The following is a 20,211-nucleotide window of genomic DNA, read 5'->3' as shown; positions in this document are numbered from 1 at the left end:
CCCATGCGGTTTATCGCCAGTGATCTTGGTAGCCTAGATATCAGGGTATTGCAGTAATAACTGGTTTAAATTACGCCAATTCTCTTCTGACACAGCATCTTTCGCTATCCATAAATGAACCTTTTGCGGTTTACCTTGCAAAGCTTCTAGTGTCAGCAATACCCCATAACGGCTAAGCCAAGGCGCTTTCAGTATTCTCCACTCATTTTTCTTCCATTGAACCTTATTGCCATTAACCAGTACAGCAACCCCTTTTATTTTACTGATATTTTTCTGGCTCTTTGCCCAACTCGCAACGACAACCACTAATAGCGGCAACCATATCATTGAGTTATCAGGGGACCATGGAGCCAATAGTAAAAACATCCCAACAACCCCATGAACACAGGTTGAGAACAATTGAGTTTTCCATGAAATGGAGAGATTAGATTTCCACAGGACCACGATTTTTATTTTTTTCCTGAATCAGTTTAATCATACGAAAAAGTTCGTCATCATCTGGGCGACCATGATTCATTAACCAATTGAATAAATCAGGGTCCGCACATTCTAATAAACGGACAAATACCTGCTTATCGTGAGTTGTTAGGTCATCATATTCATACTCAAAAAACGGCATGATTGAAATATCTAATTCACGCATACCACGACGGCATGCCCAATGAATTCGCGCTTTATTCTCAATATCCATTCTACTACGGCCTTTTTTGCAGTTAACTGATTAGATTGATTATTTTCCATACTCTAACAGATTATCCGCTAAGAAAACATGTTATAGACTACATTGTTGTAATTTTAGTAGTAAAATACCGTTTTTCTACAAACAGATGATAAAAAACTATTAGATAATACAGCTTCATCATAATAACTACTTGCAATGTTATCTAGCTATTTTACCATTAGGCACCTTTATCTATCAAAGAACAACAGGTGAAATCATGACTAACCACATTGATAGTACACAGCAGTTTCCTCTCGGATCTCAGTCTTTACCACTCGTTTTGATTTCACTGGAAAACTGGGAACTTATTCATCTCCACGGTGCTGATGCAGAGAAATACCTGCAAGGCCAAGTGACCGCGGATATTGCCATACTCACTCAGTCACATGCATTAACAGCACACTGTGATCCCAAAGGTAAAATGTGGAGTGATCTCCGCTTATTCCATCACTTAGACGGTTATTCATATTTATTGAGAACCAGCGTTGCCGATTCACAACTTGCTGAGCTGAAAAAATATGCAGTTTTCTCAAAAGTCACCTTTGAAAAAAAACCGGACCTAAAATTAATCGGGGTCGCAGGTAAAGGTGCAAGAGAAGCGCTGGCAACATTATTTACTGCATTACCTGACGAGCAAAACCAAGTCATTACAGACGGTGCTTCCACAATATTGCATTTTGCATTACCCACAGAGCGTTTTTTGGTGATCACCAACGAAGAAACCGCACAAAAAATGGCTCAAACCTTAGACGCTATTCAAGTTAATGATGAACAATGGCTAGCCCTTGATATCGAAGCGGGTTTTGCCGTTATCGATCAAGCAAATAGTGCCCAACATTTACCTCAAGCCACTAATTTGCAAGCCCTACCTCACGGTATCAGCTTCAAGAAAGGCTGTTATACCGGGCAAGAAATGGTTGCACGTGCAAAATTCCGTGGTGCAAATAAACGCGCGATGTACACCTTGAAAGGCACAGGCACCACTATTCCTGTTATCGGCGAAGGTGTGGAATGGCAGCTTGGTGATAAATGGCGTCGCACAGGAACTGTTTTAGCAGCTATCCGCTTAGGTAGTGGTGAAATTTATGTACAAGTCATTATGAATAACGATATGGAAGCCGATAGCGTTTTCCGTGTTATGGGTGATGAGCAAAGTCACCTAACCATCGCACCATTACCTTATTCATTAGAAGAGAATTAATTGGAGTTTTTATGTCATCTGCATTAGGTAGCAAGCCCGTAGAGGTGGTTAATTTTGGGGCTTTTACCGAAGTCGTCCAATTTTTAATGGAATTAGATAAACTCAAAAGCGTTTATCGTAAAAATAAGTTATTGAACCGTGAACGCCAAGAAAATACGGCAGAGCACAGTTGGCAATTTGCGGTTGCAGCAATGAGTTTTGCACCTTATGTACAAGGCATTAATATCGAACATGCGATAAAGCTTGCCCTTGTGCATGACATTGTTGAAATTGACGCAGGTGATGTATTGGTCTTTGATAATGCAGCTCGTGATGCTATTCATGAAGAAGAAGTTAAAGCCGCTAACCGTATCTTCAACTTGTTGCCTAGCCCACAAGCTGAAACCCTTTTAGCATTGTGGAATGAGTACGATGCATTAGAAACGCCAGAGTCTGTCTATGCAAATGCCATTGACCGAGCGATGCCAATGCTAATGAACTTGCACAATCAAGGACAAAGTTGGGTTGAAAATAATATCCGCCTTGAGCAAGTACTCAGTAAGTGTGATTATATCGAGCAAATTCTGCCTGAATTTTATCAGCAGTTAAAATTACAGTTAGAACTCGCCCAACAAAAAGGTTGGTTGTTGTAATTTTAGCCAAAAGCGGCTGAAAAGCCGCTTTATTTAACGTGTTACACTCATCTAATTTATATTGTCCGTGACAAGATATACTTTTCACTAATTCATTATTTTAATTTAAATAATAAACTACTTTATATTCTATATATAATTATTAATCTCGACTAATAAAGAAATATCAATATTAATAACTTGCTAATTATTAATATCACTCCTATCTTTATCATTGAACATTTGCCTGAGAGGTTTAAAATGCAAAAATTCAATGAATATTCAACCCCTTACCTTTTGCTACTAGATGTCCATTCACCCGCAATAATTCAATTCAATAAATCAACACATCAAACAATCCCAATTATCGAAGGACTCGGTGGAACTCCTGACGGCATTGCCATTGACCCTACTAATCGATTAATTTATTGGAGCAATATGGGGGATGATTATGACGCTGACGATGGCTCCATCAATGTGATGAATTTTGATGGTACAGGCAGAAAAACGCTATTAGGCAATGGAAAAGTAAGAACGCCAAAACAATTACACCTTGATTTAGTGAATCAACGATTATATTGGTGTGACCGTGAAGGCGGTATGGTTTCATCATGTCATGTCGATGGTTCTGATTTATTAATCCATGTAGCAAGGCCCCGAGATAAACACAATAACGTAGATATATTAGACCAGTGCGTTGGTATTACTGTTGATGTTGCAAATAACTGGCTCTACTGGACACAAAAAGGCACCGCTAAAGGCAATTTAGGCCGTATTTTTAGGGCACCATTAACACCTAAAACCCAGCAACCAGCCAATCAACGCACTGATATTCAATTGCTCCTTCAATACCTACCCGAGCCTATTGATTTATTGCTTGATGAAGAAATCCATATTTTATATTGGACAGATAGAGGCGCTGAGCCCGATGGCAATAGCTTAAATTGTGCCACTATTGCTTCTGATGGATTGAGCCATTACAAAGTAATAAGCCGTGGTTTTAAAGAGGCGATTGGGCTCACATATGATAAATCAGCACAACTAATGTATGTCGCCGACCTTAATGGGGGTGTTTACCAAGTCGTTATGGAAACAGGCGAAGTGGAAAAACTATATCAAGGTAAAAATTACACGGGTATTTCACAATATTCGGGCTAGAGATACCCATAATAAAGGCTTGATCTCAGTAAACTACCGAAATCAAGCCTAAAAACATTTAATTCACACTATTTAATGAAAAGCGTGATTTATTCCTACATATAATCTTCAATCGGTACGCACGAGCAGTGTAAATGGCGGTCACCATACACATCATCAAGGCGTTTAACCGCTGGCCAGTATTTATTCGCTTTCGTTTGTGCTGTCGGGAACACGGCAAGCTCACGGCTATAACGATGTGGCCACTCCCCGGCTAACTCTGTTTGCACATGAGGCGAATTCACGAGAGGGTTATCTTCGAGTGTCCATTGGCCTTTCACTACTTGGTCAATTTCATCGCGTATAGCTAACATCGCATCAATAAAACGGTCAATTTCCGTGATACTTTCAGACTCAGTCGGCTCAATCATTAATGTCCCTGCGACAGGGAAAGACATGGTTGGCGCATGGAAACCATAATCAATTAAACGCTTAGCAATATCGAGCTCACTAATACCGGTGTCTTTCTTAATTGGGCGCAAGTCAACAATACATTCGTGAGCCACATAACCGTCTTGCCCTGTATATAAAATGTCATAACGACCAGAAAGGCGCTTAGCAATATAGTTCGCATTTAAAATAGCCACTTGGCTAGCTTTACGTAAACCATAAGAGCCCATCATACGAATATACATCCAGCTAATTGGCAAAATGGATGCACTACCAAATGGAGCCGCAGATACCGCACCTTGGTCGGTTAACATTTCTTGCTCAACCACAGAATGCCCCGGTACGAACGGTGCCAAGTGTTTTTTCACACCAATAGGCCCCATACCAGGGCCACCACCGCCGTGAGGGATACAGAATGTTTTATGTAAATTCAGGTGAGAAACATCCGCACCAATAAAGCCCGGCGTTGTTAACCCAACCTGAGCATTCATATTTGCGCCGTCAAGGTATACTTGGCCACCATATTGGTGAATAATTTCACACACTTCACGAATACTTTCTTCATATACCCCATGTGTCGATGGGTAAGTTACCATCACACAAGAAAGTGCTTCGCTATGTTGCTGAGCTTTTTCACGTAAATCCGCTAAATCGATATTACCTTCATCATCACAACGCACTACCACCACTTCCATACCTGCCATATGTGCAGAGGCTGGGTTGGTACCATGAGCAGAAGCCGGGATCAAACAAATATTTCGTTCCCCTTCATTGCGACTTTCATGATAACGACGAATAGCCAACAAACCTGCATATTCACCTTGTGCTCCTGAGTTAGGTTGCATACAAACCGCATCATAACCGGTCAATTGCACTAACCAATGAGAAAGCTGCTCTATCATTTGGTGATAACCTTGAGCCTGCTCAGGTGGGCAGAATGGGTGTAACTCGCCAAATTCAGGCCACGTAATTGGGATCATTTCCGCTGCCGCATTGAGCTTCATCGTACAAGAACCCAGTGGGATCATCGCTTGGTTTAAGGCTAAATCTTTGCGCTCTAAACTATGCATGTAGCGCATCATTTCGGTTTCACTATGGTAACGGTGAAAATTTGGATGCGCTAAAATTTCATCATTACGTAACATAGTGCTTGGGATCGCTTGCTCTGTCGCTGAAACCGATTGGTCTAGTTTTTCAAAATCCAACTTAGTTTCAATGCCTGTGATCACCGCAAATAATTCATTTAAATCTTGGCGAGTCGTGATTTCACTAAACGTCACGCCAACTGCACCACGAATATCAGTGCGTAAATTCACTTTAGCTTTCTCAGCACGTGCTAGCACCGCTGTTTTGTCTGCCACTTCAATACATAATGTATCAAACCAGGTTTTATGACGTGAAGTAACCCCTGCGTCTGCTAATGCTTTGGCAAAAATAGAGCTGAAACGATGGATACGCTCAGCGATCATTTTCAGCCCTTTTGGCCCATGGTAAACCGCATACATGGCGGCAATATTGGCTAACAACACTTGGGATGTACAAATATTCGAGTTCGCTTTTTCGCGACGAATATGTTGCTCACGAGTTTGCATCGCCATACGCAGCGCGGTATTACCTGCCGCATCCCGTGAAACGCCAATCAGACGTCCCGGCATTGCCCGCTTAAACTCATCACGACAAGCAAAGAATGCTGCATGTGGGCCACCGTAGCCCATTGGTACACCAAAACGTTGAGCTGAGCCGAATACAATGTCAGCGCCCTGTTTACCCGGAGCAGCTAACAGCACAAGAGCCATCATATCTGCAGCAACGCAGCTGACAATTTTGCGCTCTTTTAGTTGAGCAAATAGTGAACTGTAATCATGGACGTTACCTGTCGTACCGACCTGTTGAAGTAGCACACCGAAAACGCCTTCGTGTTCGAGTGCTTTCTCTGCGCTATCCACAATCACTTCAAAACCAAAAGTCCCCGCACGTGTGCGAACAACATCTAGGGTTTGCGGATGAACATCATCTGCAACAAAGAAGCGTTCTGCATCTTTCAGTTTGCTGATCCGTTTTGCCATCGCCATGGCTTCCGCTGCCGCAGTAGCTTCATCCAATAACGACGCAGAAGCGAGGTCTAAGCCGGTAAGGTCGATAGTGACCTGTTGAAAATTCAATAATGATTCTAAACGGCCTTGAGACACCTCCGGTTGATATGGCGTATAAGCGGTATACCAACCCGGGTTTTCTAATAAATTGCGCAAGATAACTGGCGGAAGCACTGCGGGTGCATAGCCCATACCAATATAGCTTTTGTAGCGCTTATTGAGTGATGCTATCGCTTTTAATTCAGCTAAAGCTTCTTGCTCAGTTGCTCCACCACCCACTCTTGGCGGTTCTGCAAGCAAAATGGCTTTGGGGACAATTTTGTCCATCAAGGTATCTAATGACGTTGCACCCACGGTGTCTAACATGGTTTTTAATTGTTGTTCTGATGAACCAATGTGGCGCGAAATGAATTCTGAACGGTTTTCTAATTGACTCAGTGACATCGACATATCTGTGTTCCCATCCTTTGTCTGCTATGCATAAGTTGTAGGGCGGCTATTACGGAACTTGCGAGATAACGCTTAAAATCAATAATATTGCGGTTGTTTCTTGTTTCTTGTTTCTTGTTTCTTGTTTCTTGTTTCTTACTAATTATATTTGTTCAACCCTCTAAATAGTTCATCTTGTGACTAGGGCGAATGAGCGAAGCCAACACCGCCACAAGATGAAATATGACGAGGTTGTGGCTAGGCGGCAAGCAAATGAGACCCTAGGAGCATACATCAGTATGTGACTAGGACGAGAGAGCGAAGCCAACACCGCCACAACACAAAATATGACGAATAAACTATTCTTCGGCTTCGATCATAGAGGTATACCCCGCCGCATCAATCAAATCCGCCAGCTCTGCGGTATCTGATGCTTTAATACGGAAAATCCAACCTTCTTGATACGGTTGTTCATTCACGAGCTCTGGTGCGTCATTCAACTCGCTATTAACCGCCACAATTTCGCCACTCAGTGGTGCGTAAATATCGGATGCCGCTTTAACTGATTCGACGACTGCAACGTCATCGCCTGCACTTACCGCAGTACCCACTTCGGGTAAATCAACAAACACCATGTCACCCAACGTCTCTTGCGCATGTTCGGTGATACCAACTGTAAATTCACCATTACCTTCATCGCGCAGCCACTCATGTTCACGGGTGTACATTAATTCTTTAGGTGTATTGCTCATCACTAGCCTCTCAATTTTTAAATTTATTAATTAGATTCGCCCAAATTACACTAAGCAGTTACCTTCACGGACAAAGCCAGGTTTAACGACTTCAACTGGCATTTCTCTTTGTCTGATTTCAACAATTGCTTTGTCTTGAATTCCGTTCGGGACACGCGCTAACGCAATACTAAAACCTAGGGTTGGCGAGAAAGAGCCACTGGTTATCACCCCTTCTTGTAGTTTCCCCAGTTCATCAGTAAAGCGGACAACTTGCCCTGCACGCAGTATACCTTTTTCACGCATCACAATACCGACAAGTTTTTCAGTACCTTGTTCGCGTAATTTTTCCAATGCTTCACGGCCAATAAATTGGCGATCTTCGGGTTTCCAAGCTACCGTCCATCCCATATTCGCGGCTAATGGCGAAATTGTTTCATCCATATCTTGCCCATATAGGTTCATACCGGCTTCAAGGCGCAAAGTATCCCGTGCCCCTAAGCCCGCTGGGTGAACCCCTGCCTTGAGCAACTTATGCCAAAATTCAATGACTTGCTCTTTAGGCATGGCAATTTCATAACCTTTTTCACCCGTATACCCAGTGGTTGCAATGAATAAATCCCCGGTTTGAACACCATAAAAGGGTTTCATTCCTTCGATGGCGCTGTTTTGTTCCGAACTGAGTAACGAATGAACCTTTTCTGGCGCTTGCGGCCCTTGAACAGCCAGTAACGCTAAATCATCGCGGACACGAATTTCAACCGCATAACCTTTAGCATGCTGTTCAATCCAAGCGAGGTCTTTATCACGTGTTGCTGAGTTTACAACGAGGCGATAAAAGTCATCAGCAAAGTAATACACAATCAGGTCATCAATAACACCACCAGAAGCATTCAGCATACCTGTATATAAAGCTTTACCTTGTTCTGTGAGTTTATTGATATCGTTGGCGAGAAGGTAACGCAGAAAGTCACGACAGCCTTCGCCGTGTAAATCGACAATAGTCATATGGGAAACATCAAACATCCCTGCTTCGGTTCTGACAAAATTATGTTCATTGATCTGTGAACCATAATGCAACGGCATCATCCAACCATGAAAATCGACCATTTTTGCACCGCAGGCTATATGTTCATCATATAGTGTTGTTTGCTTTACCATGAATACCCTCTTTACATTATTAATATGACAGGGTGATTGCGTGGTGAAAATTACCCATCTACAACAAAATACCTTGGTAATTTTAACCCAACGCAAACGATAACTTTTTAAAAACCTACCACTGTTTGCTGTTCTATCCTATAAAAAAAAATAGGGCTACCATTCCTCTGTATTACTGATTGCGCTCTGATTTTGCCAGCGCTTTTTGTTAAATAATTGAGAATGATCACTCAAAATCCTTACATACAGGGTCAAATGGCGCAAAATATAACCAAAAACAGAATTTGAATGATAGCTTTGCCAATAAAATCCATCACAGCAATATAAATAAAACTAATGCGAAAAATGAATGTAATTAGTTTTTTTCAGTCATGAAGGAAAGGGAAAGTTCCGCTTTTTATACTAAAACGTAATAATAAGAATTATTTTTATGCAGAGTTCAATAATGACGCTCTGTATTTTGATATAAGAAAAAGGCACAATTTTATGAACTGTGCCTTTTGAGAAAAGGATTTAGAGGGTGTCTTCGACTTGTAATTGTTCCAACCACTTAGGCATATCAAATAGCCCCATCGCATGGTTTAATAATTGCGGTTTAACCCCCGGCAAACTGTCCGCTAAGACAAGCCCAATATCACGGAGCAATTTCTTCGCAGGGTTATTACCATCAAACAACTCACGGAAACCTTGCATGCCCGCTAACATCAGTGCTGCACTGTGTTTACGGCTGCGCTCGTAATCACGCAAGTATAAATATTGACCAAAATCTTTACCTTCACGGTGCAAACGTTTAATTTCACCGATTAGCATGGCGACATCCATAAACCCAAGGTTAACCCCTTGGCCTGCTAATGGATGGATGGTATGTGCCGCATCCCCTAACAGCGCTAAACGTTGAGCCGCAAATTGCCTTGCATAGCGCCCCGTAAGAGGAATAGTTAATCGGTCACTTTCAACTTGGCAAAGGCCAAGGTGAACATCAAGCGAAACCGCCAGTTCTTTATTAAAATCAGCAGGTTCTAAAGACTTGCGCCTTGCTGCTTCAGTAGCCGGTTGAGACCAGACAATCGAACAAAGATGTGGGTCACTTAATGGTAAAAATGCCAAAATACTTTCGCCATCAAAAGCTTGGCGAGCAACGCCTTCGTGAGGTTTTTCAGTTCGGATCGTAGCAACTAACGCGGTATGTTCATAATCCCAAAAGGTTAATGGGATATCTGCATGGCTACGCAACCACGAGTTTGCCCCGTCAGCCCCCACAATTAACCGCGCTGTTAACATGTTTTCATCATCTAATGTAATGAAAACATCGTTTTCCCCCCACACCACTTTTTTAATCGTTGCGGGGGCTAATAATGTCACATCGCGAAGTTGCGATGCTTTTTGCCATAGGGCATCACGTACAACATTGTTCTCAACAATATGCCCTAAATGCGTTAGGTTACGTTCTTGAGCAGTAAACGTAATTCGCCCAAAACTGTCGTTATCCCAAACTTCCATGCCATTATAAGCAGAAGCTCGCATTCCTTTAATGGTTGACCATACACCTAAGTGGGTCAGTAACTTCTCACTTGCCGCATTAATGGCAGATACCCTTAATGCATGTGGCTCTGCTGCACTGAATGGCACCTGCGGTGGATGATTTTCAATGACCGCAACACGTAGCCCACTCCCCTCAAGCCCACAAGCGAGCGCTAACCCAACCATACCACCACCGGCGATAACCACATCAAATGATTGCATATTTTTTATTCCTCTTTATTTCGTGGTTATTGGTGTGCAACCCAGCCCAATGTTTGGCGAGCCAAAACATCACGAGCTGGTGGCAACATTTCCATTGCCATTAAACCTAAGTTACGCCCGACAATAAGCGGTAAACAGCGATTCGCAAATAAACGAACCAAACCGTCGGTTATCGTAACCGTTTTGTCTCTATCTTGTACCCGAGCTTGCTGGTATTGGCTTAGTAGCGAATAACGACCGATATCTTGCCCCTTCGCGTTTGCCTCTACCACAATATGAGCCAATTGCATCACGTCACGGATACCTAAATTAAAGCCTTGCCCCGCAATAGGATGCAGGGTCTGAGCAGCGTTCCCCACTAACACGACTCGGTGACTAACTGGGTTAAGCGCTTTACGTAATACCAGCGGATAACAATGACGCTTACCGGCCATGACGATTTCGCCTAGCCGCCAGCCGAACGCTTGCTGTAACTTACTAATAAATGTTTCATCATCCCACGCATTGATGTCTTCGGCCTGCTCCTGATGATGGCACCATACTAAAGAACTGCGCCCTTGTGACATGGGTAATAATGCCAAAGGACCGAATTCAGTAAAGCGCTCAAAGGCTTGGCCTTTTGGGTCAATAGCAGTTTTCACATTGGCAATAATGGCCACTTGCCCATAATCGTCCTGTTGCCATTGCATATGGCAGGCTTTGCCAATCGCAGAATGGCTGCCATCCGCAGCAATCAGTAATTCTCCTGTCACCTTATCTCCATTATCCAAGGTGACCGTAACGGCATCTTGTTCACGATGAACATTTTCTACTTTTGCAGGGCAATAAAGAGTGACTCCGGGCGCTTTACGTAACAATGAAAACAGACGGGCGCCCGCTTCGTGTAGTTCAATAACATTGCCTAGAGCATCGATATGATAATCATCGGCAGCGATATTCACAAAACCAGCATGGCCTCTATCAGACACATGAACATGATTAATGGGGGTCACACAATCCGCTAAAGCGGACCAAACGCCTATTTTTGCTAATGACTGGCAAGTACCGTGGGCTAACGCAATCGCACGTGCGTCGAATCCCGGATGTTTGCCATCAGGCAAAGCTGCCTCGATTAGTGAAACCGATAATTTTCCTTGGCTAAGGGATGATATCGCCAGTGCTAATGTTGCACCCGCCATACCGCCCCCCACGATGATCACATTCATGCGTTGTTTATTACCTTTCTATGATGACTGACAGCTACCCTAAATTGTGCGTTGCAGCCGCCATTAGAGCTTCAATTTCATCAGGGTCTTTCACGACTAAATCCGTTAAGTTTTCATTTCCGTTTTCGGTGATCACAATATCATCTTCGATACGTACACCAATACCGCGATATTGTGGCGGCACATCTGCATCTGGAGCAATATATAAACCAGGTTCGACAGTTAATACCATCCCCACTTCAAGTATACGGTCTCGGTCTGTGCCGTAAAAACCTACGTCATGTACATCTAACCCTAACCAATGACTTAAACCATGCATAAAGAATGGATGATATGCTTTGTTTTCGATCAATTGATCCACATCGCCTTGTAAAATTCCAAGTGCGACCAGGCCTTCAGTTTTGATACGAACAATTTCACGAGTCACTTCATGGATACTGGTTCCCGGACGATATAGCGCTAACGCGGTATTTAACGCCTTAAGGACGATATCGTAAATTTCTCGTTGTGCTTGGCTAAATTTGCCATTAACAGGGAAAGTCCGTGTGATATCCCCTGCATAACCTTCAAACTCTGCACCCGCATCAATTAAGACTAATTCGCCATCCTTCATTAGGCTCTCATTTTCGGTGTAATGCAAAATACAGGCATTTTCACCACTACCTACAATGGAATTGTACGAAGGAAAACGTGCACCATGGCGAGTAAATTCATGTTCTAACTCACCACAAAGTTGGTATTCATACATATTCGGTCGGCAAGTTTCCATAGCTCTGACGTGTGCTAGAGCAGAAATTCGCCCAGCCATACGCAGGGTATTAATTTCTTCTTCCGACTTAAATAAACGCATTTCATGGACAATCGGCCGCCAATCGACCAATGTTTGTGGCGCTCGTAAGTTACGACGGCTACCTTTACGTAGAATATCTAAGGCATCAAATACCAATTTATCGGCATAGGCAAACTCACCTTGTGCATGATAAACCACGTCGAGGCCATTTAGTAATTGATAAAGTTGCTCTTCTATTTCATTGAAAGGTAACGCTTTATCAACACCTAATTTTTCAGGTGCGGCGTCTTGCCCAAGGCGGCGACCAAACCAAATCTCAGCAGTTAAATCACGGACACGGTTAAAAAGAACAGTATGGCTATGTTTCTCATCGCTTTTAATCAGGACTAATACAGCTTCTGGCTCACTAAACCCCGTTAAATAAAGAAAATCGCTGTGTTGACGATACGGGTATTCGCAATCCGCATTACGTTGTGCTGAAGGCGCAGAGAAAATAATTGCAGCACTGCCTGATTGCATTTGAGCCAATAATGCATTGCGACGAGAAATAAATTCCTGTTTATTCATACCGTTTTTGCCTTATTATCAGAATAATTAGATTGCTGAATATATTGCTTGTGTTTAACCAATCACATAGCAACATACACTGGCGAAATGACTTAAATCTGGATACATCACGCTTTCAAGCACTTAATTTATCAATAATAAAATATTGATTGATAAAGTTAAGTGCTTTGAAAACTCACATTAATAGAAATTAATGAAGAACCGGTTTATCATTTTCCACGGCTGTTGGGCCTTTAGTCGGCTCAATCAACGCAATGTAACATAATTGCACCGCCACCCTGACATACTCAACCACTTCTTCTAACGCTTGCTCAAGTTCTTCTTGGTCTTCGTCTTCGTCATAACCAAGCATACCAATATTGCGTAAATCTGTGATAACTTCGCTTATCTCTTTTTTATCAGCCAGTTTCGGTTGTGTAACCCCGACACCTAATAAAAAGTGATTTACCCAGCCAGCTAGCGCATCAGCATGGTCAAAAACAGAAGCGTCTTCGTCAGGAAATAGCATAGTAAATGCAAATTCGCTGTCATCAAGTGCTTCGAATGTGGTATCGAAGAGCTCTCGCAGTGGCTGCGAAACCGTTTGTGGAAACGCTAAGCCATCGTTAGCAAGGTCATGGACCAACGTTTGCCAGCTATGGTCACGGCCCCCGCCACAGATCAACCCAGTTATTAGACCATGGATCTCCGCAGCAGTAAGTGCGATTGAGTGCTGTTGCAGTAATTTGTCCAGTGATTCATAGTTTGGTAAAGATTTTTGTATAGACATCTGAATTCGTCATGTTAGCTTATGATTCGTGATATGCTACCATCAAGGATAGCCGCTAGACCAGTATGCTTTTGTCTTATCTATTAATTGCGCCAAATATGATGTATTTACGGCGAGTATTATTCAGTATGGAGGTATAATGTCCGCACAACCTGTCGACATCCAGATTTTCGGGCGCTCAATGCGAGTCAATTGCCCAGCAGAACAAAAAGAAGCCCTTCTTGAGTCGGCTAAAGAATTAGAACAACGCTTGCAAAATCTGAAAGATAGAAGCGGTGTGACCAACACGGAACAACTTATTTTTATTGTAGCATTGAACGTCTGTCACGAATTAGCACAAGAAAAGACAAAAACGCGTGATTATGCTTATAATATGGAAGAGAAAATAAAAATGTTGCAGCTCACAATCGAACAAGCGTTGCACGATCAGGTGAAAATTACTGAGAGGCAGGTATTGCCCCTAGAGTAAATCTGCTTATTAATCAGACACTAGTAGAAAAAAATATACAAAATTAAGGTTGCATTTTAAATCTAGTTTCGTACAATGAAATCACTGAGTAACGATAAGTTCTCAAACCAAATTTCTCTGAGATGCGCGTGAGTGGGCGAGTCCCCTGAGCCGATATTTCAACTAAACAGAATGTGGTTATGGCGCTGGTGAGCATGCCTGATTCGCTCAGGAAGCCTAAAGGTTGCTAAACTGCGTTCACCTTGAACCAAGGGTTCAAGGGTTACAGCCTACAACGGCATCTTGGAGACCCCCAATTAAGTTCCTGCTTATTTTTCATTTGTTTCCTACATAACCTCTCATCTTGCGATATACTTTAAGTAATTTACTTTCTTGGTTAACTGTTTTTTATCGCATATACAACAGGTTATCACATGCAAGACTCCCTCTCGACACAACGCCAGCAGGTACGTCAAACAATCCGTCAAGCACGTCGTCAATTAAGCGCTCAGCAGCAATATGACGCAGCAGAACAACTCATGCATAATGCATTAAGCCACCCGAAAATTGCACAAGCCAACACTATTGCTTTGTTTCTTTCTTTTGATGGCGAAATTGACACAAGGCCACTCATTCATGCGCTCTGGGCTGAAGGTAAACAAGTCTATCTCCCTGTTTTGCACCCCTTTAGTCGCCACCATTTATTGTTTCTTCACTATCGCCCCGATAGCCAACTCGTTAAAAATCGATTTAATATTGATGAGCCACCGCTTGATGTCAGAGATGTGCTACCACTCGAAAAATTGGATATCATGCTTATCCCATTAGTGGCATTTGATACTCAAGGGCAACGGTTAGGGATGGGAGGTGGGTTTTATGATAGAACGCTTGCTAATTGGCAACAAACCGGGTTTTATCCCATTGGCCTTGCCCATAATTGCCAGCAAGTAGAAAAACTCCCCATAGCTCATTGGGATATTCCTTTACCCGAAATTATTACACCGCAAAAAATATGGCGCTGGTCATAAACACCCGCGCCATCATTTCACACACTTTTTAGCGTTACTTAGAACAGTAAACGCGCACGAATGGTTCCAGGTAAATCTTTTAATTTCTGGAGTGCTTCATCTGTTTGGTTTGGCGTTTGCATTAATACATCAATAACCACATAACCTACGTTGCCTGATGTACGTAAGTACTGGCCGACAACGTTAATGTTATTTTCCGTGAAGACTTGGTTGATGCTATTCAAAATACCTGGACGGTTTTCATGAATATGCAAGAAACGGTTGGTATCTTCAGTATGCACTGGCAAAGAAACTTCAGGGAAGTTAACCGCAGATAATGTTGAACCATTATCTGAATACTTAGCCAGTTTACTTGCCACTTCTAACCCAATATTTTCTTGAGCTTCTTCTGTCGAGCCCCCAATGTGCGGTGTTAAAATCACATTGTCGAACTTAATCAATTCAGAGATAAATGGGTCATTAGGGTCATTGTTCGCAGCGGGTTCACTTGGGAATACATCCACCGCAGCACCTGATAAATGCTTGCTTTCCAACGCGGCTGCCAGTGAAGGGATATCCACGACTGTTCCACGTGATGCGTTAATGAATATAGAGCCAGGCTTCATACGGTCGAATTGTTCTTTAGCAAACATATTCTTCGTACTTGGGGTTTCAGGCACATGTAAGCTAACCACATCGCTCATGTTCAGAAGTTCAGTTAAAGAACGAACTTGAGTTGCATTACCTAAAGGCAGTTTGTTTTCAATATCATAGAAGAAAACATTCATACCGATACCTTCAGCTAAGATCCCTAACTGAGTACCAATGTGGCCATATCCAACAATCCCAAGACGCTTACCACGCGCTTCAAAACAGCCTTTAGCTTGTTTTTCCCAAATACCGCGGTGTGCTTGCATATTGGCTTCAGGAATACGACGTAGTAAAAGTAATAATTGGCCTAATACCATTTCTGCAACGGAACGTGTATTTGAAAATGGCGCGTTAAATACAGGGATACCGCGTTTTGCCGCAGCATCTAAATCAACTTGGTTGGTGCCAATACAAAAGCAACCCACTGCAACGAGTTTTTCTGCTGCAGCGAAAATTTCTTCAGTAAGATGAGTACGGGAACGGATACCTACAAAACGTGCATCTTTAATCGCTTCTTTTAATTCTTCGTCGGATAACGCACTTTTGTGATATTCAATGTTGGTGTAGCCCGCGGCTTTTAAGTTATCAACCGCACTTTGGTGCACACCTTCTAGCAGTAAAAATTTAATTTTGTCTTTTTGCAAAGATACCTTAACCATTTCCCTACCCTATCGTGAACGTACTTAAGATTTATAACAGATGAACCTATGTGTTTGCCTAACATAGCTCAAGAGAGATAACATCCATCTACCTTGAGCTATGAAGCGTATACCAACATAGCAAAAAATAGCGCAGTAGCAATACAACCGTTTGCTTAATGGATGCTAAAAAGCGCGAAGAAAAAGAAGTAAAATGGTAGAAAATCAGGGGTGGTAACACAAAATAAGGATTTTTCCTGTACAATGCCTATTTGTGTGAGATATATCACCAAAATAGCCAGACATTAAAAAAAATAAAATAAATTTCAAATTGATGATATTTATAAAACTGGTTAATTAATTTAGCTTCTATCAAATCATAGACTAATGACAAAATACCAGTAAAACAAAAAAACCAGCGGGTATAACTCCACTGGCTTATTGGAATAATTAAATATGATATAGATTATAACTTGATGGTTTTAACGCCTTCGTTTGCAGTCCCCATCAATACAACATCAGCACCGCGATTGGCGAATAACCCAACGGTCACAACCCCCGCAATCCCATTAATCGTATTTTCTAATGTCACAGGGTCAACGATATTTAAATTATGGACATCTAAAATCACATTGCCGTTGTCTGTAATCACATTTTGACGGTACTCTGGCGTACCACCCAGTTTAACCAATTCACGTGCCACATAGCTACGCGCCATTGGGATCACTTCAACAGGCAGTGGGAATTTACCTAGTACATCAACTAACTTAGATTGGTCAACGATACAGACAAAGGTTTTTGCAATTGCGGAAACAATTTTTTCACGTGTTAAAGCCGCACCACCGCCTTTGATCATATTCATATGGTGGTCAACTTCATCAGCGCCATCAACATAAACATCTAATGAATCCACTTCATTACAATCAAATACTGTAATACCCAGTGATTTTAATTTTTGAGTTGATGCTTCTGAGCTTGATACCGCACCTTCTATTTGGCCTTTCATTGTGGCTAATGCATCAATGAAGTGTGAAGCCGTTGAACCCGTTCCAACACCAACAATAGTGCCCGGTTTTACGTAATCAAGTGCTGCCCAACCTACCGCTTTTTTTAATTCGTCCTGAGTCATACTCATGCCTTTTAAGATTTAATTGAGTCGTGATTAAGGTTATTAATAACTAGTATATACCGGACACCCAATAAGTTGCAGCTTTGTTCGCTGTATTTATGTCACGGTTCTTGGGATTTACGCCACAACAATAATATTTTTAAGTGTTGCGTGTAAAAATATGGCATAGTGCTTGGTAGAATAACAACAAGGAGATTTTTTTGATGAAGCGCCCTGACTATCGCGCATTACAAGCACTGGATGCCGTTATCCGTGAACGCGGCTTTGAGCGTGCGGCTCAAAAGCTCTGCATCACGCAATCTGCTGTGTCACAACGTATAAAGCAGTTAGAAAACCTGTTTGGGCAACCACTACTTGTGCGTACCGTTCCGCCGCACCCAACTGAACAAGGGCAAAAACTGCTAGCACTGCTTCATCAAGTTGAATTATTAGAAGAGCAATGGTTAGGTGATGAAAATAGTGGCTCAACCCCGTTGTTACTCTCACTTGCCGTCAACGCTGACAGCTTGGCAACTTGGTTTCTTCCTGCCCTAAACCCTGTATTAGGCAATAGCCCTATTCGGCTAAACATTCAGGTTGAAGATGAAACACGGACTCAAGAACGTTTAAGACGCGGCGAGGTGGTCGGCGCTATCAGTATTCAACCCCAAGCCTTACCGGGTTGTTTAGTCGATAAACTTGGCGCACTGGACTATATTTTTGTTGCGTCACCTGGCTTTGCGGCAAAATACTTCCCTGATGGTGTGACTCGCTCTTCGTTATTAAAAGCACCTGCGGTTGCTTTCGACCATCTAGACGATATGCACCAAGCCTTCGTACAACAAAACTTTGGTTTGTCACCGGGCAGTGTTCCATGCCATATCGTGAACTCCTCGGAAGCCTTTGTGCAGTTAGCGAAACAAGGTTCTACCTGCTGTATGATCCCACATTTGCAGATAGCCAGTGAATTAGCGAATGGTGAATTGGTTGATTTAACCCCGGGGTTATGTCAGCGGCGGATGCTCTACTGGCACCGCTTCGCACCTGAAAGCCGTACAATGAAAAATGTGACTGACGCCCTATTAAAAACGGGGCGCCAGATGTTAAAACAAGAAGATGAACCCGCAAAAAGCTAGCGTTTTAATTCAAATACCACATCGACTTGGTCATTAAAATCAATACTCTGTTGTTCATAGGTCTCATCAATCTTGAGGTCTTGAGCAACAGAGGCTTTCATCGCCCCACCATAATTTCTTGCAGCCATTGGGTATGGCACCGCAGCTGGCGCATTATAGTTAATGCTATACACAGGACCTAACTGGACATTAAAGCCTTTTGCTAAGATATTGGCTTGTTCTGTCGCATTTTTAATCGCTTGAGACCGTGCTTCATCACGATACTGTTGCGGGTTAGCCACACCAAACTGTACTGAGTTGATTTCATTGAGACCTGCGGCTAAAGCACCATCTAACAAGACATTAAGTTGGTCTAATTTCTTCACTTTCACTTCAACAGAACGTGTTGCCGTGTAGCCTTCGATGGTTGATTTTTGCTTCACGCTACTGTAATCATATTTAGGCTGAGTTCGCACATTTGCCGCGTTGATATCTTCTTTTTCAATGCCATTTTTCTTAAGAAACTCAAAATACTCTGCAACTCGCTTATCGACGCCAGCTTTCGCAGCTGCCGCATCTTTTGCAGTGACTGTCACAAGAATGTTCAGCGTCGCCATATCTGGAGTCGCTTTCACTATTGCATTACCCGAAGTTGTAATGTGTGGGCCATTGGGTAACGGGTCAGCCAAAGACATGGTAGGAACCGCAGCACCTGCTACCATCGCAGCTAAAACTAAAGATTTTAATTTCACAGAACCTCCCAAGAAAATTATTTATCGCTAAAAAAGGGATAATTGGTAATAAACTATCCCTGAGCTCAATTTAACAGTAACACATGAAACAAAAAGTACAGTCAGAATAATGAGAAATTGAACTTTATTGCTTGTCTGTTGAAGATATATTGTTATTGAGAAATCAAACCGAGTCCCTTAAGCCCCTGTATCGCAAGTTGAAATGCAATAAACCACATCACACTCCCCACGAAAATGTTAATAATGCGCTGTGAACGCGGTTTATTTAACACGGGTGAAAACCAAGCAGCAAGTATCGCCAATGCAAAGAACCACACAAATGACGCCGTTAGTGCTCCAGCCGTAAACCAAGGTCGTAACTGGTTTTCTAACTGTCCACCGACACTACCTAGAACCACAAAGGTGTCTAAATAAACATGAGGATTCAGCCAAGTGACGGCAAACAGTGTAACAATCACTTTCCACCTTGTGATAGCCCGGCTTTCCGTTTGAAGTATGACCTCATCAGGGCTGAGCGCTGTACGAAACGCACCATAGCCATACAACATAAGAAATGCTACGCCAGCCCACGTGATCAATTGCATTAATATTTCAGACTGGCTGAGTAAAGCACTGCCACCAAACACACCTGCGATAATTAAAACGGTATCACTTAAAGCGCATAATAATGCACTCATTAAATGAAACTGCTTTCGGCTTCCTTGCTGTAAGACAAATGCGTTCTGTGGTCCTAAAGGTAATATCATTGCAGCACCTAATAGCGCACCCTGTAAATAGATCGAAAACATGCATTAATTCCAATTTTTTATTCAATTAATATGCATGAATATTAGCGATAAAAAATTATTAGTGGAAATGATTAAGTCTAATGGGTCATAAGTATC

19 protein-coding genes and 1 other RNA gene are annotated in these 20,211 nt (G+C 42.4%); 7 read left to right on the top strand and 13 right to left on the bottom strand.

All coding sequences use genetic code 11. The features are described 5' to 3' along the window. Positions 1-33: 33 nt before the first annotated feature. Together G6Q48_RS16855 and sdhE are read right to left on the bottom strand one after the other, a co-directional pair. Entirely contained in the window at positions 34-444 is a 411-nt protein-coding gene (locus G6Q48_RS16855; RefSeq protein ID WP_102137433.1) for a protein YgfX, read from the bottom strand. Then, positions 425-691 carry an FAD assembly factor SdhE gene (gene sdhE, locus G6Q48_RS16850; RefSeq protein WP_004261864.1) on the bottom strand — a complete coding sequence of 89 codons (267 nt, stop codon included), beginning with the start codon at positions 689-691 and terminating at the stop codon, positions 425-427. Before sdhE ends, G6Q48_RS16855 begins: the two co-directional genes overlap by 20 nt. Before the next feature lie 247 nt (positions 692-938). On the opposite strand from sdhE, the gene ygfZ reads away from it, so the two are divergent. The 3 genes from ygfZ to G6Q48_RS16835 all read left to right on the top strand — a co-directional run bounded on the left by ygfZ (position 939) and on the right by G6Q48_RS16835 (position 3,691). Further along, positions 939-1,922 (top strand): tRNA-modifying protein YgfZ, encoded by a 984-nt coding sequence (ygfZ, locus tag G6Q48_RS16845; protein WP_166267686.1) that lies wholly within the window; start codon positions 939-941, stop codon positions 1,920-1,922. Positions 1,923-1,933: 11 nt separating this feature from the next. Then, positions 1,934-2,554, top strand: a complete 621-nt coding sequence (locus G6Q48_RS16840; RefSeq protein ID WP_102137431.1) for an HD domain-containing protein — start codon at positions 1,934-1,936, stop codon at positions 2,552-2,554. 240 nt (positions 2,555-2,794) lie between these two features. Then, the gene (locus G6Q48_RS16835; protein ID WP_166267684.1) at positions 2,795-3,691 is read left to right on the top strand and encodes a hypothetical protein; all 897 of its coding nucleotides are present in this window, start codon (positions 2,795-2,797) and stop codon (positions 3,689-3,691) included. Between the two features lie 95 nt (positions 3,692-3,786). Here the strand turns inward: G6Q48_RS16835 and gcvP are convergent, their stop codons facing one another. From gcvP to G6Q48_RS16800, 7 genes are all read right to left on the bottom strand, one after another. After that, a complete protein-coding gene (gene gcvP, locus G6Q48_RS16830; RefSeq protein WP_166267682.1) occupies positions 3,787-6,663 on the bottom strand; it encodes an aminomethyl-transferring glycine dehydrogenase in 2,877 nt (958 codons plus the stop codon). Positions 6,664-7,001: 338 nt separating this feature from the next. Next, positions 7,002-7,394 (bottom strand): glycine cleavage system protein GcvH, encoded by a 393-nt coding sequence (gcvH, locus tag G6Q48_RS16825; protein ID WP_036958523.1) that lies wholly within the window; start codon positions 7,392-7,394, stop codon positions 7,002-7,004. Between the two features lie 45 nt (positions 7,395-7,439). Continuing rightward, positions 7,440-8,534, bottom strand: a complete 1,095-nt coding sequence (gcvT, locus tag G6Q48_RS16820; RefSeq protein ID WP_102137428.1) for a glycine cleavage system aminomethyltransferase GcvT — start codon at positions 8,532-8,534, stop codon at positions 7,440-7,442. A 513-nt stretch (positions 8,535-9,047) separates the two neighbouring features. Further along, positions 9,048-10,277 carry an FAD-dependent 2-octaprenylphenol hydroxylase gene (gene ubiI / locus G6Q48_RS16815; protein WP_166267680.1) on the bottom strand — a complete coding sequence of 410 codons (1,230 nt, stop codon included), beginning with the start codon at positions 10,275-10,277 and terminating at the stop codon, positions 9,048-9,050. A gap of 26 nt (positions 10,278-10,303) precedes the next feature. Then, a complete protein-coding gene (ubiH, locus tag G6Q48_RS16810; RefSeq protein WP_166267678.1) occupies positions 10,304-11,482 on the bottom strand; it encodes a 2-octaprenyl-6-methoxyphenyl hydroxylase in 1,179 nt (392 codons plus the stop codon). 34 nt (positions 11,483-11,516) lie between these two features. Then, the gene (gene pepP, locus G6Q48_RS16805; RefSeq protein WP_102137425.1) at positions 11,517-12,839 is read right to left on the bottom strand and encodes a Xaa-Pro aminopeptidase; all 1,323 of its coding nucleotides are present in this window, start codon (positions 12,837-12,839) and stop codon (positions 11,517-11,519) included. 190 nt (positions 12,840-13,029) lie between these two features. After that, the gene (locus tag G6Q48_RS16800; protein ID WP_102137424.1) at positions 13,030-13,608 is read right to left on the bottom strand and encodes a YecA/YgfB family protein; all 579 of its coding nucleotides are present in this window, start codon (positions 13,606-13,608) and stop codon (positions 13,030-13,032) included. Between the two features lie 139 nt (positions 13,609-13,747). Between G6Q48_RS16800 and zapA the strand changes: the two genes are divergently transcribed. The 3 genes from zapA (at position 13,748) to G6Q48_RS16785 (ending at position 15,084) form a co-directional block, all read left to right on the top strand. After that, positions 13,748-14,077, top strand: coding sequence for a cell division protein ZapA (gene zapA, locus G6Q48_RS16795; RefSeq protein ID WP_102137423.1), 330 nt, complete (start codon positions 13,748-13,750; stop codon positions 14,075-14,077). Positions 14,078-14,188: 111 nt separating this feature from the next. Beyond that, a non-coding RNA gene (ssrS, locus tag G6Q48_RS16790) (6S RNA) lies at positions 14,189-14,370 on the top strand. 120 nt (positions 14,371-14,490) lie between these two features. Then, the gene (locus G6Q48_RS16785) at positions 14,491-15,084 is read left to right on the top strand and encodes a 5-formyltetrahydrofolate cyclo-ligase (RefSeq protein WP_166267676.1); all 594 of its coding nucleotides are present in this window, start codon (positions 14,491-14,493) and stop codon (positions 15,082-15,084) included. A gap of 38 nt (positions 15,085-15,122) precedes the next feature. Here the strand turns inward: G6Q48_RS16785 and serA are convergent, their stop codons facing one another. Continuing rightward, positions 15,123-16,373 (bottom strand): phosphoglycerate dehydrogenase, encoded by a 1,251-nt coding sequence (gene serA, locus G6Q48_RS16780; protein WP_004261923.1) that lies wholly within the window; start codon positions 16,371-16,373, stop codon positions 15,123-15,125. 445 nt (positions 16,374-16,818) lie between these two features. Beyond that, the gene (gene rpiA, locus G6Q48_RS16775; protein WP_166267674.1) at positions 16,819-17,481 is read right to left on the bottom strand and encodes a ribose-5-phosphate isomerase RpiA; all 663 of its coding nucleotides are present in this window, start codon (positions 17,479-17,481) and stop codon (positions 16,819-16,821) included. Positions 17,482-17,684: 203 nt separating this feature from the next. Between rpiA and G6Q48_RS16770 the strand changes: the two genes are divergently transcribed. Beyond that, the gene (locus G6Q48_RS16770) at positions 17,685-18,596 is read left to right on the top strand and encodes a LysR family transcriptional regulator ArgP (RefSeq protein WP_102137420.1); all 912 of its coding nucleotides are present in this window, start codon (positions 17,685-17,687) and stop codon (positions 18,594-18,596) included. Here G6Q48_RS16770 and G6Q48_RS16765 read toward each other — a convergent pair. After that, positions 18,593-19,327 carry an oxidative stress defense protein gene (locus tag G6Q48_RS16765; RefSeq protein ID WP_166267672.1) on the bottom strand — a complete coding sequence of 245 codons (735 nt, stop codon included), beginning with the start codon at positions 19,325-19,327 and terminating at the stop codon, positions 18,593-18,595. The genes G6Q48_RS16770 and G6Q48_RS16765 overlap by 4 nt on opposite strands. Before the next feature lie 152 nt (positions 19,328-19,479). Then, complete coding sequence (gene argO, locus G6Q48_RS16760; RefSeq protein WP_166267670.1) at positions 19,480-20,115, bottom strand: arginine exporter ArgO; 636 nt, start codon at positions 20,113-20,115, stop codon at positions 19,480-19,482. Positions 20,116-20,211: the final 96 nt, after the last annotated feature.

Source organism: Providencia sp. M-27, assembly GCF_011077905.1.
GTDB classification, from domain to species: domain Bacteria; phylum Pseudomonadota; class Gammaproteobacteria; order Enterobacterales; family Enterobacteriaceae; genus Providencia; species Providencia huaxiensis.
Note: the sequence above shows the minus strand (reverse complement) of the source record. Positions and strands in the feature narration are given on the sequence as shown.

What these genes read in the sequence shown, in the direction of transcription:
- sdhE (WP_004261864.1), bottom strand. Translation starts at nt 691, where the DNA reads ATGGATATTGAGAATAAAGCGCGAATTCATTGGGCATGCCGTCGTGGT.
- ygfZ (WP_166267686.1), top strand. Translation starts at nt 939, where the DNA reads ATGACTAACCACATTGATAGTACACAGCAGTTTCCTCTCGGATCTCAG.
- G6Q48_RS16840 (WP_102137431.1), top strand. Translation starts at nt 1,934, where the DNA reads ATGTCATCTGCATTAGGTAGCAAGCCCGTAGAGGTGGTTAATTTTGGG.
- G6Q48_RS16835 (WP_166267684.1), top strand. Translation starts at nt 2,795, where the DNA reads ATGCAAAAATTCAATGAATATTCAACCCCTTACCTTTTGCTACTAGAT.
- gcvP (WP_166267682.1), bottom strand. Translation starts at nt 6,663, where the DNA reads ATGTCGATGTCACTGAGTCAATTAGAAAACCGTTCAGAATTCATTTCG.
- gcvH (WP_036958523.1), bottom strand. Translation starts at nt 7,394, where the DNA reads ATGAGCAATACACCTAAAGAATTAATGTACACCCGTGAACATGAGTGG.
- gcvT (WP_102137428.1), bottom strand. Translation starts at nt 8,534, where the DNA reads ATGGTAAAGCAAACAACACTATATGATGAACATATAGCCTGCGGTGCA.
- ubiI (WP_166267680.1), bottom strand. Translation starts at nt 10,277, where the DNA reads ATGCAATCATTTGATGTGGTTATCGCCGGTGGTGGTATGGTTGGGTTA.
- ubiH (WP_166267678.1), bottom strand. Translation starts at nt 11,482, where the DNA reads ATGAATGTGATCATCGTGGGGGGCGGTATGGCGGGTGCAACATTAGCA.
- pepP (WP_102137425.1), bottom strand. Translation starts at nt 12,839, where the DNA reads ATGAATAAACAGGAATTTATTTCTCGTCGCAATGCATTATTGGCTCAA.
- G6Q48_RS16800 (WP_102137424.1), bottom strand. Translation starts at nt 13,608, where the DNA reads ATGTCTATACAAAAATCTTTACCAAACTATGAATCACTGGACAAATTA.
- zapA (WP_102137423.1), top strand. Translation starts at nt 13,748, where the DNA reads ATGTCCGCACAACCTGTCGACATCCAGATTTTCGGGCGCTCAATGCGA.
- G6Q48_RS16785 (WP_166267676.1), top strand. Translation starts at nt 14,491, where the DNA reads ATGCAAGACTCCCTCTCGACACAACGCCAGCAGGTACGTCAAACAATC.
- serA (WP_004261923.1), bottom strand. Translation starts at nt 16,373, where the DNA reads ATGGTTAAGGTATCTTTGCAAAAAGACAAAATTAAATTTTTACTGCTA.
- rpiA (WP_166267674.1), bottom strand. Translation starts at nt 17,481, where the DNA reads ATGACTCAGGACGAATTAAAAAAAGCGGTAGGTTGGGCAGCACTTGAT.
- G6Q48_RS16770 (WP_102137420.1), top strand. Translation starts at nt 17,685, where the DNA reads ATGAAGCGCCCTGACTATCGCGCATTACAAGCACTGGATGCCGTTATC.
- argO (WP_166267670.1), bottom strand. Translation starts at nt 20,115, where the DNA reads ATGTTTTCGATCTATTTACAGGGTGCGCTATTAGGTGCTGCAATGATA.